Here is a 14629-nt window from a genome sequence, read left to right on the forward strand (position 1 = left end):
GTCTTGTTCTTTTACGCCTCGATGGCGTCGTAAGCGAAGCGCACTTCTTCGCCAAATTTTTCGATGAACATCAGCGCGCGCACACCTTGCGCGACTGCGTGATAGTCACCGCTATTGCAATGCTGTTCGATCTCCGCCAGCTGAGCCTTGCGCGCGGCACGCAACTGACCGTCCAGCTTGTCGAGCAAATCGCCATCCTTGCCGGCGCGGGCTTCGGACAGCTCTTCGCGCCACTCCATCTGCTGCATCAGGAATTCCATCGGCATGGCCGTGTTGGATTCCATCTTCAGATCGACGCCATTCAGCTCGCACAGGTACTGCGCGCGCTTCTGCGGATTCTTCAGGGTCTGGTAAGCCTCATTGGAGCGGGTCGACCATTGCATGGCGACGCGCTTTTCGGCATCGGTGGCGTTGACGAATTTGTCCGGGTGGACGCGGCTCTGGACTTCGCGGTAGGCGGCGTCCAGGGCGCTCGTATCGACGGCGAACTGCTGGGGAAGCTGGAAGAGTTCGAAGTGGTTCTGCACGATATTAAATGCGGAAGCTTTCGCCGCAGCCGCATGCATCCTTCTCGTTCGGGTTGTTGAACTTGAAGCCTTCGTTCAGGCCTTCGCGGGCGAAGTCCAGCTCGGTGCCGTCGATGTACGGCAGGCTTTTCGGATCAACGAAGACCTTCACGCCATGCGACTCGAAGACCGAATCTTCCGGCGTCACTTCGTCCACGTATTCCAGCTTATAGGCCAGACCGGAGCAGCCGGTCGTGCGTACGCCAAAGCGCAGGCCAATGCCTTTGCCGCGACGCTCGATGTAGCGGTTGATATGCTTGGCTGCTTTTTCGGTCAGGGTGATTGCCATACTTCCTCCGCGCGCTGCTTAGGCGCCGTGTTTTGCCTTGTAGTCGTTCACAGCTGCCTTGATGGCGTCTTCCGCCAGGATGGAGCAGTGGATCTTCACTGGCGGCAGTGCCAGTTCTTCCGCGATCTGGGTGTTCTTGATGGCCAGCGCTTCATCCAGCGACTTGCCCTTCACCCATTCGGTGACCAGCGAGCTGGAGGCGATTGCCGAACCGCAGCCGTAGGTCTTGAATTTCGCGTCTTCGATCTTGCCGTCTGCGCCAACCTTGATCTGCAGCTTCATCACGTCGCCGCAAGCTGGTGCGCCGACCATGCCGGTACCGACGGTTTCGTCGCCCTTTTCAAAGGAACCGACGTTGCGCGGGTTTTCGTAGTGGTCGAGAACTTTTTCCGAGTATGCCATTTTGATGCTCCTGTAATCGTTGAATTAGTGCGCTGCCCACTGGATGGTGCTCAGGTCGATACCGTCCTTGTACATTTCCCACAGTGGCGACAGTTCGCGCAGCTTGCCCACTTTGCCTTTCAGCAGTTCGACGGCGAAGTCGACGTCTTTTTCAGTGGTGAAGCGGCCGATGGTGAAACGGATCGAGCTGTGCGCCAGTTCGTCGCTGCGGCCCAGGGCGCGCAGCACGTAGGATGGCTCCAGCGAAGCCGAGGTGCAGGCGGAACCGGACGATACGGCCAGGTCTTTCACGGCCATGATCAGGGACTCGCCTTCCACAAAGTTAAAGCTCACGTTCAGGTTGTGCGGCACGCGGTGGTCCATGTCGCCGTTGACGTAGGTTTCTTCGATTTCCTGCAGGCCCTTGGCCAGGCGGTCGCGCAGTGCGCGGATACGCTCGATCTCGGAGTCCATTTCCACTTTCGCCAGGCGGAAGGCTTCGCCCATCGCCACGATCTGATGGGTCGGCAGGGTGCCGGAGCGCAGGCCGCGCTCATGGCCGCCGCCGTGCATCTGTGCTTCGATACGCACGCGCGGCTTGCGGCAGACGTACAGGGCGCCCACGCCTTTCGGGCCATAGGTCTTGTGCGCGGTGAAGGTCATCAGGTCGACTTTCAGGTCTTGCAGGTCGATCGCCACTTTGCCGGTCGCTTGCGCGGCGTCGCAGTGGAAGATGATGCCTTTCTTGCGGCAGAAGGCGGCGATTTCCTTGATCGGCTGGATCACGCCGATTTCATTGTTGACCATCATGACCGAAATCAGGATGGTGTCCGGGCGCACAGCCGCTTCCAGCTGCTCGATGGTGATCAGGCCATTGTCCTGGGTGTCCAGGTAGGTGGCGTCGAAGCCCTGGCGCTCCAGTTCACGCACGGTGTCCAGCACGGATTTGTGCTCGGTTTTCACGGTGATGATGTGCTTGCCCTTGGACTTGTAGAAATTGGCCGCGCCTTTCAGGGCGAGGTTGTTCGATTCGGTGGCGCCGGAGGTCCAGATGATTTCGCGCGGGTCGGCGTTGACCAGGGCGGCCACGTGGCCGCGCGCTTCTTCCACCGCTGCTTCCGCGGTCCAGCCGTACATGTGGCTGCGGGAGGCCGGATTGCCGAATTGTTCGCGCAGGTAAGGGATCATCTTGTCCGCAACGCGTGGATCGATCGGCGTGGTGGCCGAGTAGTCCATGTAGATCGGGAAGTGCGGTGCGGTCTTGAATTCTACCGGTGCTACCTGGGCGACGTTCTTTTCGGGGGCGTTCATCTAAATTACTCCAATTCGGTTAACCGAGGGCTGCTTGGTTGCTGTTGCGGTGCACATGGACTGGCTGCTCTGCCGCGGCTTTGGCTTTTTGCTGGTCCACCAGGTCCTGCAGCGACACGGAATCCAGGTAGTCGACCATCTTTTCGTTCAGGGTGGCCCACAGTTCGTGGGTCATGCAGCGGGCGCCGTTCGCATGGTCGGCGCCGTGGCAATTCTCCTTGCCGCCGCACTGGGTTGCATCGAGCGGTTCGTCAACAGCAATAATGATGTCGGCGACGGTCACCTTGTCTGCCTTGCGGGCCAGGCTGTAGCCGCCGCCAGGGCCGCGGATCGATTCCACGATTTCGTGGCGGCGCAGCTTGCCGAACAATTGTTCGAGATAAGACAGGGAAATCGACTGGCGCTGGCTGATTCCGGAAAGCGTCACCGGACCCTTGCCCTGGCGCATAGCCAGGTCAATCATCGCAGTCACTGCAAAACGGCCTTTGGTAGTCAGACGCATCACAACCTCGGTTCAACTCAGTTAAAATATCGTTCTGTTCTCGCAAATCAAAACCTGATTACTTGAACGATTTAGTCAAGTATAACAGACTTGCGCAGACCTTGCCGGACGCGCCTTTCGCTGTCCGAGGGGCAATACGCGCCCTTCTTACCTCTTCAGCAATCCCATCGGGCCGAACAGCGCCTGCATTTTCTTATTAGCAATAAACGACAGGTTGTAAGGGTGTTCCGCCACGATCTGCGGCAAGGCCTGCACGCTGGGCAGCTTGTTGAGCTGTTCGGCGATCTTTCCCCAAAGAATTAATTTTGGCTGCTGGATGGCCAGCGCCTGCATGACGGTCTCGAAGAATGGCAGCCAGGCCTTGGCATCTTTCACTGGAGCAACATGCGGGCGGAACACCAGCGAGGCGTTCAGCAGCAGGAAGCCGTGGCCGTGCAGGCGCTCCTGCATCTCGGCCAGGGTCTGGATCGCGGCGCCGGACTTGGCACGGGTTGAACAAGCGGCGAGGGCTTCGCCGGCGGTATTGCTTTCCTCGAGCTGGCCATCGGCGACCAGCAGCATTTTCATGAAGTTGCGCAGCGAAGTGGCTTTATTGACGGGCTTGGACAGGCCGCCGCCCTCTTCTTCCGACCACAGGCCTTTGACAGCGCCGTCCATGAAACAGACGCCGGTAGCGCTTTCTGCACGCGGATAAGGCCCCTCGCCCACCAGTACGTAGCGCACCTGCTCCAGCGGCTGCTGGAAGGCGGCAAACAGGCGCAGTTCGGTCGGCAGGTAGCTGTCATCCGCCAGTTCCGGCAGGTAGGCCGGGTTGGCCGCTGCAATCGCCTGCAGGCCGCGCTCCAGGATCGGACGCCACGAAGGGTGGGCACGGTCGAGCGCTTGCAGGATGGGGCTGGGAATCGTCATGGCGGCTGTCGGTGATGGGCAAAGGCGAGATTGTATCGCCGCCAGCCATTGCGGTCTACGGCTTGGGCTTCTCCGCACCGTAGACTTTGGCGAGGTAATCCACCATGGCGGGGACGTCGTCGTCCGAGAACTGGGCGCCGAACGGTTTCTTCATTTTCTTCACCGTAGCCTCCCAGTAGCTGCGCGGCGACGTTGGCGGCTGCATCTGCGCGTACTGCGCCGAGTGGCATAGCAGGCAGTTGGCCAGCACGAGCTGGTAGCCCGGCAATGTGCTCTGTTTGTAGGCCGCCGTCTCGTCGGGCAGCTTGATCTCGGCAGCGCTGGCGGCGCCGGCGGACAGCAGGAGCATGATGGCAAAGGTCTTCATCGGTTCCTCCTCAAGCCGCGATGACGCGGGTGGTTTCCACCACGTTGCGCATATAGCCGGCCGCGTTCCACAGTGCGGTCGAAGGCTGGCTCTGGCCGATTCGGTTCACGGCGCGCACCATCAGTGTGTGCTCGCCCTTGCCCGGCTTGAACGAAGCGCTCCACTCGCGGAAGGAATACTTGCCCATATCCTTCCCGAGCGTCGCGGCCTGCCAGCTCTTGCCGCCGTCGGCAGAGAAGGCGACTTCGGTGATGCCGTAGCCGCCGTCGAAGGCGATGCCTTTCACAACCACCTGCTTGCCTGCTTTGAGCCGCGCACCGTCCTGGTGGCTGGTAATGAAAGACCGCACATTGAAGCGGTTGATCGGCACCGTTTTGGCCGGCGTCGTGCCCGGCGTTACGCAAGCGCAGGCGTTATCTGCAATGCGGTAGGCGCTGGCGACCCAGAAGCCGTTGAAGGGCTTGTCCAGCACCGTGATGTCCGACAGGTGCTTGATCCAGTAAGTGCCGTAATAGCCCGGCACTACCAGGCGCAGTGGATAGCCGTTCAGCATCGGCAAGTCTTCGCCATTCATTTGCCAGGCCAGCATCACTTCCTCCTCAAGCGCGTGGTCGATATTGAGCGACTTGACGAAATCGGGGCCGTCGCCGGCGGGCGGCGTATCGAGGCCATTGAACGCCACCTGCACTGCGCCGGCCTTGATACCCACGCGCTCCAGCACTTTTTTCAGCGGCACGCCAGTCCAGCGCGCATTGCCCATGGCGCCGTTCGAAAGCTGGCCGCCGTTGGCGCGCGGGGCAAAGTGGCCACGGCTATTGCCCGAGCATTGATTGACCGCGACAATCTCGATTGGGTCGGCGAGCTGGCGCAGTTCCGCCAGCGACAGTTCCAGCGACATGTTGACGTGGCCGCCGATCTTCAGGCGGTAGCTCTGCGGGTCGATCGAGGTCGGAATGGCGCTCCAGTGATAGCGCACGAAGAAGGCATCGTTCGGCGTCAGCACACCTTCGCCGAACACGCTGAAGGGTGTTTCGAGCTGCGGCGGGCGGCTGGTCAGCACGATCATCGGGCGCTTCTGCGGAAACGCCACCAGATCCCTTTCGCCATTTTCAAACGGCAGCGTCACGCTGCGCGAATCGGCCAGCGCCGACAGCGCCGGGCTGCCCAAAGCGGTCGCCACGCCCGCCATGCCTGCCTGTTTCAGGAATTCACGTCTTGGAATGCTGCTTTTCATGCCTGCCTCCCGGTGGGTGATTCACTCGAGATGCAAATTTATCATGCTATTCCGCTGGGGAATCGGAATTCTTCAGCCTGACGTTGGCGGCGCGCAGCTTGCGGTACAGGAAGGCCACCGCGAGCAAGGCCGCCGCGGCCAGTGCTGCGGCCACCGACCAGGCCAGCCGCAGCTTCGACTGGTTGCGCAAATCCTTGGTATTTTCATCCTTCTGGCGCAAGAGTTCTTCGTCTTCGCGTTCTCTTTTCTGGAGTTGGGTCTGGACCGTGTTGGCGTCCTGCGCCTTGCGCCCCGCGCGCGCGTAGACCTGCAGCGCAAGCTCCTTCAGACCGACATAGTCCAGCGCCCGCGCATATTCCGATAGCGCGTCGGCATCCATCATCTCGATGTTGACCGCCTCGATGGCATCCCTGCCGGCGTCAAGCTGGCCCAGGTAAATCAGGGCGATCCCTTCGTTGAACTGCGAAATCTCCGCCATTTCGCTGTTGCCGGTAGCCAGGGCAGCCTTCTTGGATTCCTGGCTGAGCGACAACGCCTCCTTGTAGTCCTGGCTTTTCAAGCTCATGTCCGCTAGTGTGACTTGCAGCTCGGGCACATCTTCATCCATATGGTGTTTCTGCAGCCAAGCCACCACATCGTTCAGGGCTTCGCGGGCGCGTGCAACCTGGCCAGCGCTTTCAGCGATCTCCCACTCGGCATAGCGGGCCCGGATCATCGGTCCGTCGAGCGGGATCAGCGCAGCCTTGGCTTTCAAGACGTCGATCGACTTCAGTGCTTCCTGGCTGCCGCCGGCCAGTCCGTTCAACGCATAGGCCCTGGCGCGCAGCGCCATGAATTGAGCGATGGGCTGCCCCGACTTGTCAGCCAGCGCCACGGCATTGTCGATGTACTCCAGTCCCTTGCGCCCATTCCCGCGGCGGATTTCATCCTGGCCAACAGTAAGGATTACTTTGGCCTGGAGCGCAAAATCGCTGGTCTGTTCGGCCAGCTGGCGCGCCAGTTCCAGGTTCTTGCTCGCGGCCTCCCGGTCTTCCAGCGCGGAGAAAAGATAGGAACGGTCGAGCAAGCTGTTGGCGATGATCGATTCGTCATCCAGTTGATGGCCGATGCGCTCTTCCTCCGCGACCGCCTTCAGCGAGGTGGCGCGGTCCGAAGTCCGGGTAACTTTGCTGAGCACGGAATAATAAGTCGCCTGGTCACGCTGCGGCCACTGCCCGACTTGCGGTTTCAGTTTCTGCAATTCGGCCAGGGTGCTATTGGTGGCGAGGTAGGAAAACTCCCGCAACTGCCCCAGGCGAGCTGTCACATCCTGTCCCCAGGCCAGCGGCTGGGCCAAAGTAGCGGCGAGGAAGGACATGCGAAGCACGCGCGGAATATTGCAAAACATACAGCTTTCGATTTGATAGGGAGTAAATATATTTTACTGCCCGGCAAACAAATCGTGTGCATTCAGGATTGCAAAAGCGATTTCCGGGTGTCGATCAAGGCATTTGCGTATCGCCGCAGGTACAGTTTGCCGCGTTTTTCGACACAGGCCGGGCTGGTCGCCCAGCTCGATCTGGAAGCCGCGCACAGTGCGCACTTCGTTCGGGCCGGGCGCGATGCGGACCGAGACGCCAAGCTGCTCTTCCAGGCGCTGGCCAATGCGCATCAGTTCCGCATACGTGGAGATCGCCTCGATGCGTTCGAGCAGGCGCTTCTCTTCCTCCTTGGTCAGGCGCAGGACGCGCAAGTCGGCCTGCGGGTCCTCGAGCAGTGACTCGCGCTGGCAGTCGCAGGCGCCCGGCGGGCACTCCTTACGGATGGGAAAAGGCGGCATCGTCATCGCCCCAGTATCCGTTGCTTGCATCGTGCTGTCAAACGCGGCCGGAGCCTTGTCTGTATAGGACACTTGTGTGCGCCGTTCAAGTTCCGTACAGTGCAGAATTGCTAAAAATTACAGCTAGAGAAACGTGTGACTATCAATCCGGAAAGCTTGCAGTTTCTTGCTTCCCCAGGTGCGCTCGGCCAGCAGATCGCAGCCTTCGACTGGTCTTCCACGCCGCTTGGACCGCTCGATGCCTGGCCGCAGAGCTTGCGCACGACCGTCAACCTGATGCTGAATTCGAGCCATCCGATCTGGATCGGCTGGGGTCCGGATGCCACTTTTCTCTACAACGATGCCTACATCGACGTGCTGGGTGCGGCCAAGCACCCATGGGCGCTGGGCCGGCCGGCGCAGCAGGTCTGGGCCGAAATCTGGCACTACTGCGGCCCGCTGGTCGACAAGGTATTCCAGCGCGCCGAATCGAGCTACGTCGACGCGGTGCAGCTTTTCATGAACCGCGGCGACTGGGTGGAGGAAGTCTGGTACTCCTTTTCCTACAGCCCGATCTTCAATGAAGCCGGCGCAGTCGGCGGCCTGTTCTGCCCTTCCACCGACACGACAGGCACGCGCCTCAATGCGCGCCGCCTGGCCGCGCTGTCGACGCTGTCGGCCAGCGCCTTGCGCGAGCAGGACGTGGCCAGCGCCTGCGCCACCGCCATGCACACGATCGCCGCGAATCGGGACGATATGCCTTTTGCGCTGTTGTTCAAGCGCGCCGGCGACACCATACGCCTGCAGCAAACGGCGCACGTTGCGGAGGAAGCCTGCGACCTGGCGCTGTGGCCAGTGGAACAAGTCCTGGCCAGCGGCGAAGCGGCAACAATTGCAACGGATGGCATGTCCGGCCTGCCTTCAAGCCTTGCAGGTCAGGCGGTGCGCTTGGCGCTGGCCTTGCCCATCACGGATGGGGTGCTCGTCCTGGGCATCAGCCCCGCCCGCCAGCTCGATGCGGAATACCGCACCTTCTGCGACCTGGTGGCGGGCCAGCTATCGGCTGCCGTGCAGAATGCCAGCGCCGCTGCCGAGCAGCGCCAGCGCGCCGAAGCGCTGGCTGAACTGGACCGCGCCAAGACCGCCTTCTTCAGCAACGTGAGCCACGAATTCCGCACGCCGCTGACGCTGATGCTGGGCCCCATCGAAGAAGCGCTGGGCGACAGCGCCAGCCGCCTGCCGGCTGTGCACCACGAACGCCTGCGGCTTGCGCAGCGCAACGCCCTGCGCCTGCAAAAGCTGGTCAATACCCTGCTTGACTTCTCGCGCGTGCAGGCCGGCCGCATGCACGCCACATATGCCAGGGTTGACCTGGCCGGCCTCACCCGCGACCTGGCCAGCGGCTTCCGCTCGGTGGTCGAAAGCGCGGGCCTGTACCTGGCAGTCGACTGCGAGGAAGTCGATACCGGCGCCTGGGTTGATGTCGCGCTGTTCGAGAAAATCGTGCTGAACCTGCTGTCCAACGCCTTCAAGTTCACCTTCGACGGCGGCATCACGGTCAGGCTGCGGCAACAGGGCCAGTCAGCCGTGCTGTCGGTGACCGATACCGGCGTCGGCATTTCGCCCGACCAGCAGCAGCGCATTTTCGAACGCTTCCGCCGCGTGGAAGGCTCGCGCTCGCGCACGCACGAAGGTTCCGGCATTGGCCTGGCGCTGGTGCGCGACCTGGTGGAGTTGCTGCACGGACGCATCGACCTGGAAAGCAGGCCGGGTGTCGGCAGCACATTCTCCATCACGCTGCCGCTTGGCCACAGCCACTTGCGCGAGGACCAGTTGACCAATGTCGCCGACGCCGACACCAGCGAAGTGCGTGAAGCCTTCCTGCTGGAAGCGCAGCGCTGGCTGCCGCAAGAAGACGACGAGGAACCATTCCTCGACCTGGCCGACGACGAGAGCCTGCTGACGCTTGGCGCACACGTGCTGGTGGTGGACGACAACGCCGACATGCGCGCCTACCTGGCGCGCCTGCTGCGCCAACGCTGGCACGTCAGCACAGCCGCCAACGGGCGCGAAGCGCTCGACGCCATGGCCGCCGGCATGCCGGAGCTGGTGGTGTCGGACGTGATGATGCCCGAGCTGGACGGCTTTGGCCTGATCGCGGCCATGCGCGCCGACCATGCGCTGCACGACGTGCCGGTGCTGCTGCTCTCGGCCCGCGCCGGCGAGGAGGCGCGCATTGAAGGCGTCAATGCCGGCGCCGACGACTACCTGGTCAAGCCCTTCTCCGCCCGCGAACTGCTGACGCGGGTCGACTCGCAGCTGATGCGGGCCCGCATCCGCCAGGCCGAACGCGCCCATATGGTACGCATGGCCAACACCTTCCAGCAGGCGCCGGCCGCCATCGCCATCGTGCGCGGCCCCGACCTGGACTTTGAACTGGCCAACGATCGTTTCGTGGAACTGAGCTGGCAGCGCGAGCTGATCGGCTTGCCGATGCGGCGCGCCTTCCCGGAACTGGAGGGCCAGGGCATGGTGGAGGAAATGGAACTGGCGCTCACCAGCGGCCGGCCGGTGACCGGCAAGGCGCGCCGCGTCATGCTGAAGCGCGACGGCGGCCTGCAGGAATGCTATTTCGACTATGTGCACCAGCCGGTGCGCAATGCGCGCGGCGAAGTGGACCGCGTCGCCATCGTCGCTTTCGAAGTGACGGAACTGGTGCGCGCGCGGCGCGATGCCGAACTGGCCAACCGGACCAAGGATGATTTCCTGGCGATGGTGGGGCACGAGTTGCGCAACCCGCTGTCGCCGATCCTGATCGCCCTGGAACTGATGCGCCTCAAGGGCCTGGGCGGCCTGGCGCGCGAGCATGCAGCCATCGAACGCCAGGCCCACCACCTGGTGCGGCTGGTGGACGACCTGCTTGATGTGGCGCGCATCGCGCAAGGCAAGATTGCGCTGCGGCCCGAGCGCGTCGAACTATCCAGGCTGCTGGCGCAGGCGCTCGAGACGGTCAGCGGCCTGCTGGAAGAACGCCAGCAAACCCTGGAACTGGACGTGCCGCCGCACGGCCTGGCGGTCGATGCCGACCCGATGCGCTTTGTGCAGGTGCTGGTCAACCTGCTCACCAATGCGGCCAAGTATTCCAACCTGGGCGGCCATATCCGGCTGCAGGCTGGCGCCGTCAAGGGGCGCGCCGTGATCAAGGTGCGCGATACGGGCATCGGCATCGGCCCGGAAATGCTGCCGCACCTGTTCGACAAATTCGTGCAGGCGCCGCAATCGCTGGACCGTTCGCGCGGCGGCCTGGGACTGGGCCTGGCGATTGCCCGCAGCCTGGTGCAACTGCACGGCGGCGAGATCGAGGCGCACAGTGCCGGACTTGGCGCCGGCAGCGAGTTCACCATCCGCATGCCGCTGGCGGGCGACCTGGCCAGCGCGCCCCTTGCCAGCGCCGCGCCGGGCGGCCTGGCCTCCGCCGCGCCGCGCCGCGTGCTGCTGGTGGACGACAACCAGGACGTGCTGCAAGGCTTGCGCGCCCTGCTGGAAGTCGGCGGTCACGAGGTGCAGGCCGTCGCCGATCCTGCCAGCGCACTACGTGCCAGCGCCAGCTTCGTGCCCGACCTGGCCATCCTCGACATCGGCCTGCCCGGCATGGATGGTTATGAGCTGGCCACCGAACTGCGGCGCCGTCCCGGTTATGGCAACACGCGGCTGGTGGCCCTGACCGGCTACGGCCAGCCGGCCGACCAGGCACGCGCCCATGCGGCCGGCTTTGCGGCCCATCTTGTCAAGCCGATTACGCCCGCCCAGCTGTACGCCCTGCTGGTCGATTAAATGCGCCGGGAGCGTTGCAAAACTGCCACGATAGTTGCCTTTAGGGAAATTAAGTTGCACGCGACCGTGCTACACTCATTTCCCCTATGCGCCCCCACTTTTCCCGCCGTGCTGTCCAGTGCCTGGCCGCCGCCTTGTGGCTGGCCTGCGCCTGCAGCCATGCCCTGGCGGACGAACGGCGCGTACTGGTGCTGTACTCTCTGGGCGCCGATTCTTCCTCGGGCTGGCAAAGGCTGGTGCACAAGGGCCTGTACGACGAACTTGAACGCAGCAGCCAGGGCGCGACGCCGGCCATCTTCGAAGAGCGCTTCGACGCCAACCGGGTCGGCGAGGACAAGTCGCAAGAGGGCATGGCGCCCTACCTCGCCACCAAGTACGCCGACGTCAAGTTCGATGCCATCGTGACCGAGAACTTCGTCGCGGCGCGCTTCCTGTCCAGCCATCCGGAACTGTTTGCCGGCGTGCCGCGCCACTATGTCAATCACGGGCGCGAGCAGTGGCAGCCGCGCGATGGCATGGCTTACGAGGTGAGCTCCGATTTCGAGCGCGCGATCGGCGTGATTCCGCTGGTGGCGCCGAACGTGCAGCATATCGCCATCGTCGGCGACAAGACTACGCGCGGCCAGCTGTGGCTGGAGCGCATCCGCAGCGTGATGCCGCGTTTCCCGTCCATCCGCTTCGAGGTGTGGGACGATGGCAGCGTGCAGGAATTGCGGCAGCGCGCCGCGCGGCTCGATCGCAGCAGCGCCATCTTCATGCTGGCATCGCTGCGCGGCGAAGGCAATGCACGGCTCCAGCCGCGCGAGCTGGCGCTGCAGATTGCAGCAGCCACCAGGGCGCCGCTGTTCACCCACTCCGAATCGCTGGTGATGCCGGGCGTGGTGGGCGGCTATGTGGTCAGCGGCGAGGCAGTGGGCCGCATGATGGCGCGCCTGCTGCTGGGCCAGCCGGCCATGACCAGCCAGGTGCAGGGCTATTATTTCGACTATCCAACGGCGCGCCAGGCCGGCTTGCGCAACCTGCCGCAGGATGCGGTGATCCTGAATCGTCCGCACAATGTGTGGGAGCTGTACCGCTGGCAGATCGTCACGGCGGGCGCGCTGATCGTGTTCGAGGGCCTGCTGATCACAGCGCTGGTGTTGTCGCTGCGCTCAAGGCGCCGCGCAATGTCTGAGCTGGCATCGGAACGCAGCAGCCTGGAGGACCGCATTTTGCAGCGCACGCTGGAACTGCTGCAGGCCAACCGCAAGCTGGAACAGCTGGCCACCACCGACCCGCTGACCGGCATCGCCAACCGGCGCAAGATGACGGAGCAGATTGCGCAGGAGCTGGAACGCGCGCGGCGCTTCCACCACCCGCTGTCGCTGCTGATGATCGATATCGACCACTTCAAGCGCATCAACGATACCTACGGCCACGAGGTGGGTGACCAGGCGATCATCCAGACTGCGACGTTGCTGACGGCGAGCCTGCGCGCGGTGGACATGGTGGCGCGCTTCGGCGGAGAGGAGTTTGTGCTGCTGATGCCCGAAACCCATATCGCGGTGGCCGTGCATGCGGCGGAGCGCTTGCGCGAACGCGCGGCGGAGCTGCGCGTGCGGATAGAGCCGGGCGTCGAGGTCGAGCTGACGATCAGCATCGGCGTGGCGGCAGCCGACCCGCATGGCACGCCGGACACGCCCTCCTCCCTGCTGGTGCGCTCCGACAAGGCGCTGTACCGGGCAAAGAAGGAAGGACGCAACCGCGTCGTGCAGTTCTGATTACTCTGCGTCAGGCTGCGAGGAAGGATGCGCCGCCTTAAACGCCGGCAAATCGGCACAATTGGCAGCAATGCGCGCCACGTTCGGATAGGGCGTCAGGTCGATATTGAAGCGCTGCGCGTTGTACACCTGCGGCACCAGGCAGCAATCGGCAATGGTCGGCGTGTCGCCATAGCAGAAGCGGCCGGCGTCGCCGTCGCGCTCCAGGTGTGCTTCGAGCGCCTGCATGCCCTCGCCCATCCAGTGGTAGTACCAATCCATCTTCTGCTCTTCGCTCAGGCCCATCGGACCCTTGATGTGCTTGAGCACGCGCAGGTTCATCAGCGGGTGCGTATCGCAAGCGACCGTCTGTGCCAGGGCGCGCACGCGGGCGCGGCCCACTGCATCCTGCGGCAGCAGCGGCACCATCGGATGCACCTCTTCCAGGTACTCCATGATGGCCAGCGACTGCGTCAGCACGATGCCGTTGTCCTCCAGCGCCGGCACCAGCCCCGCGGGATTGACCTTGCGATAGGCCGGCGCCAGTTGCTCGCCGCCGTCGCGCAGCAGGTGCACCGGCACCGCTTCATACGCCAGCCCTTTCAGGTTCAGCGCAATGCGGACGCGGTAAGCGGCCGAGCTGCGGAAGTAAGTATAGAGCTTCATTGACGTTCCCCGTAATTGCGCACGGTCTGGTCGATGGCGCCGAAGATGGTCTTGCCTTGCGCATCATGCATCTCGATGCGCACGGTGTCGCCGAATTGCAGGAAACCGGTTGCCGGCTTGCCGCCTTCGATGGTTTCGTACATGCGCACTTCGGCCAGGCAGCAGTAGCCCACGCCGCCGTTGGCAATGCTGGAGCCATGCAGGCTGCCCTGCTTGTTCGACACGGTGCCGGAGCCGATGATGGTGCCGGCGCACAGCTCGCGCGTCTTGGCGGCATGCGCCACAAGCTGGGCGAAGTTGAAGGTCATGTCTTCACCGGCATTCGGCTTGCCGAATGGCTGGCGGTTGATCTGCACCAGCAGCGGCAGGTGCAGCTTGTTGTCCTGCCAGGCCTTGCCCAGTTCTTCGGGCGTGACGGCCACCGGCGAGAACGCACTGGCTGGCTTGGAGTTGAAGAAGCCGAAGCCCTTTGCCAGTTCGTTCGGGATCAGGTTGCGCAGCGAGACGTCGTTGACCAGCATGACCAGGCGGATGGCCTGGGCCGCTTCTTCATCGCTGGCGCCCATCTTCACGTCGCCGGTGATGACGGCCACTTCCGCTTCCAAGTCGATGCCCCAGGCTTCGTCGAGCGCGTACACCGGGTCGCGCGGGCCGACGAAGCTGTCCGAGCCGCCCTGGTACATCAACGGGTCGGTGTAGAACGATGCCGGCACTTCCGCGTTGCGGGCCTTGCGCACCAGTTCCACGTGGTTGATGTAGGCAGAACCGTCGGCCCACTGGTAGGCGCGCGGCAGCGGCGAGTGGCACATGCTTTCGTCGAAAGGCTTGGCGCCCGATGCGCTGCCCTGGTTCAGCAGGGCGTAGATCTGTTTGAGCTGCGGCGCGGCGACGTCCCAGTTGTCCAGCGCATCCTGCATGGTGGCGGCGATGTTCGGTACCGGCTGGCAGGATTTCAGGTCGCGGCTAACAACGACCAGGCGGCCGTCGCGGCTGCCGTCTTTCAGGGAAGCGAGTTTCATGTATTTCCTTAGTT

Annotated in this window: 14 protein-coding genes; 2 read left to right on the forward strand and 12 right to left on the reverse strand. The window is 63.3% G+C overall.

Going from position 1 to position 14629, the window contains the following annotated elements:
- Positions 1-11: 11 nt before the first annotated feature.
- The 10 genes from hscB to ACN9MY_RS22795 form a co-directional block, all read right to left on the reverse strand.
- On the reverse strand, positions 12-527 hold the full coding sequence (hscB, locus tag ACN9MY_RS22750) for a Fe-S protein assembly co-chaperone HscB (RefSeq protein WP_426323835.1): 516 nt from the start codon (positions 525-527) through the stop codon (positions 12-14).
- A gap of 4 nt (positions 528-531) precedes the next feature.
- Positions 532-855 carry an iron-sulfur cluster assembly protein IscA gene (iscA, locus tag ACN9MY_RS22755; RefSeq protein WP_028104360.1) on the reverse strand — a complete coding sequence of 108 codons (324 nt, stop codon included), beginning with the start codon at positions 853-855 and terminating at the stop codon, positions 532-534.
- Positions 856-873: 18 nt separating this feature from the next.
- The gene (gene iscU / locus ACN9MY_RS22760) at positions 874-1257 is read right to left on the reverse strand and encodes a Fe-S cluster assembly scaffold IscU (RefSeq protein ID WP_028104361.1); all 384 of its coding nucleotides are present in this window, start codon (positions 1255-1257) and stop codon (positions 874-876) included.
- Between the two features lie 24 nt (positions 1258-1281).
- Positions 1282-2547 (reverse strand): IscS subfamily cysteine desulfurase, encoded by a 1266-nt coding sequence (locus ACN9MY_RS22765; protein WP_426318702.1) that lies wholly within the window; start codon positions 2545-2547, stop codon positions 1282-1284.
- Positions 2548-2566: 19 nt separating this feature from the next.
- Complete coding sequence (gene iscR / locus ACN9MY_RS22770) at positions 2567-3049, reverse strand: Fe-S cluster assembly transcriptional regulator IscR (RefSeq protein WP_057259448.1); 483 nt, start codon at positions 3047-3049, stop codon at positions 2567-2569.
- 147 nt (positions 3050-3196) lie between these two features.
- Positions 3197-3958: a uracil-DNA glycosylase gene (locus ACN9MY_RS22775; RefSeq protein WP_426162937.1), complete on the reverse strand. Its 762-nt coding sequence runs from the start codon at positions 3956-3958 to the stop codon at positions 3197-3199.
- Positions 3959-4013: 55 nt separating this feature from the next.
- Positions 4014-4325, reverse strand: coding sequence for a c-type cytochrome (locus tag ACN9MY_RS22780; RefSeq protein ID WP_426162939.1), 312 nt, complete (start codon positions 4323-4325; stop codon positions 4014-4016).
- Positions 4326-4335: 10 nt separating this feature from the next.
- Complete coding sequence (locus ACN9MY_RS22785; protein WP_426318703.1) at positions 4336-5559, reverse strand: molybdopterin-dependent oxidoreductase; 1224 nt, start codon at positions 5557-5559, stop codon at positions 4336-4338.
- Between the two features lie 46 nt (positions 5560-5605).
- Positions 5606-6946: a hypothetical protein gene (locus tag ACN9MY_RS22790; protein ID WP_426162944.1), complete on the reverse strand. Its 1341-nt coding sequence runs from the start codon at positions 6944-6946 to the stop codon at positions 5606-5608.
- A 33-nt stretch (positions 6947-6979) separates the two neighbouring features.
- On the reverse strand, positions 6980-7384 hold the full coding sequence (locus ACN9MY_RS22795) for a hypothetical protein (RefSeq protein ID WP_426318704.1): 405 nt from the start codon (positions 7382-7384) through the stop codon (positions 6980-6982).
- Positions 7385-7513: 129 nt separating this feature from the next.
- On the opposite strand from ACN9MY_RS22795, the gene ACN9MY_RS22800 reads away from it, so the two are divergent.
- Together ACN9MY_RS22800 and ACN9MY_RS22805 are read left to right on the forward strand one after the other, a co-directional pair.
- Positions 7514-11191, forward strand: coding sequence for an ATP-binding protein (locus ACN9MY_RS22800; RefSeq protein WP_426336191.1), 3678 nt, complete (start codon positions 7514-7516; stop codon positions 11189-11191).
- 86 nt (positions 11192-11277) lie between these two features.
- Positions 11278-12951 (forward strand): diguanylate cyclase, encoded by a 1674-nt coding sequence (locus ACN9MY_RS22805; RefSeq protein ID WP_426162950.1) that lies wholly within the window; start codon positions 11278-11280, stop codon positions 12949-12951.
- Here the strand turns inward: ACN9MY_RS22805 and maiA are convergent, their stop codons facing one another.
- Positions 12952-13596 (reverse strand): maleylacetoacetate isomerase, encoded by a 645-nt coding sequence (gene maiA / locus ACN9MY_RS22810; protein ID WP_426162952.1) that lies wholly within the window; start codon positions 13594-13596, stop codon positions 12952-12954.
- Positions 13593-14615: a fumarylacetoacetate hydrolase family protein gene (locus tag ACN9MY_RS22815; protein ID WP_426162954.1), complete on the reverse strand. Its 1023-nt coding sequence runs from the start codon at positions 14613-14615 to the stop codon at positions 13593-13595. The genes maiA and ACN9MY_RS22815 overlap by 4 nt, the downstream gene beginning before the upstream one ends.
- Positions 14616-14629 lie beyond the last annotated feature (14 nt).

Source organism: Pseudoduganella sp. R-31 (assembly GCF_049913235.1).
In the GTDB taxonomy this organism is placed as follows: Bacteria; Pseudomonadota; Gammaproteobacteria; order Burkholderiales; family Burkholderiaceae_D; genus Rugamonas.

What these genes read in the sequence shown, in the direction of transcription:
- iscA (WP_028104360.1), bottom strand. Translation starts at nt 855, where the DNA reads ATGGCAATCACCCTGACCGAAAAAGCAGCCAAGCATATCAACCGCTAC.
- iscU (WP_028104361.1), bottom strand. Translation starts at nt 1,257, where the DNA reads ATGGCATACTCGGAAAAAGTTCTCGACCACTACGAAAACCCGCGCAAC.
- ACN9MY_RS22765 (WP_426318702.1), bottom strand. Translation starts at nt 2,547, where the DNA reads ATGAACGCCCCCGAAAAGAACGTCGCCCAGGTAGCACCGGTAGAATTC.
- iscR (WP_057259448.1), bottom strand. Translation starts at nt 3,049, where the DNA reads ATGCGTCTGACTACCAAAGGCCGTTTTGCAGTGACTGCGATGATTGAC.
- ACN9MY_RS22775 (WP_426162937.1), bottom strand. Translation starts at nt 3,958, where the DNA reads ATGACGATTCCCAGCCCCATCCTGCAAGCGCTCGACCGTGCCCACCCT.
- ACN9MY_RS22780 (WP_426162939.1), bottom strand. Translation starts at nt 4,325, where the DNA reads ATGAAGACCTTTGCCATCATGCTCCTGCTGTCCGCCGGCGCCGCCAGC.
- ACN9MY_RS22785 (WP_426318703.1), bottom strand. Translation starts at nt 5,559, where the DNA reads ATGAAAAGCAGCATTCCAAGACGTGAATTCCTGAAACAGGCAGGCATG.
- ACN9MY_RS22790 (WP_426162944.1), bottom strand. Translation starts at nt 6,946, where the DNA reads ATGTTTTGCAATATTCCGCGCGTGCTTCGCATGTCCTTCCTCGCCGCT.
- ACN9MY_RS22795 (WP_426318704.1), bottom strand. Translation starts at nt 7,384, where the DNA reads ATGACGATGCCGCCTTTTCCCATCCGTAAGGAGTGCCCGCCGGGCGCC.
- ACN9MY_RS22805 (WP_426162950.1), top strand. Translation starts at nt 11,278, where the DNA reads ATGCGCCCCCACTTTTCCCGCCGTGCTGTCCAGTGCCTGGCCGCCGCC.
- maiA (WP_426162952.1), bottom strand. Translation starts at nt 13,596, where the DNA reads ATGAAGCTCTATACTTACTTCCGCAGCTCGGCCGCTTACCGCGTCCGC.
- ACN9MY_RS22815 (WP_426162954.1), bottom strand. Translation starts at nt 14,615, where the DNA reads ATGAAACTCGCTTCCCTGAAAGACGGCAGCCGCGACGGCCGCCTGGTC.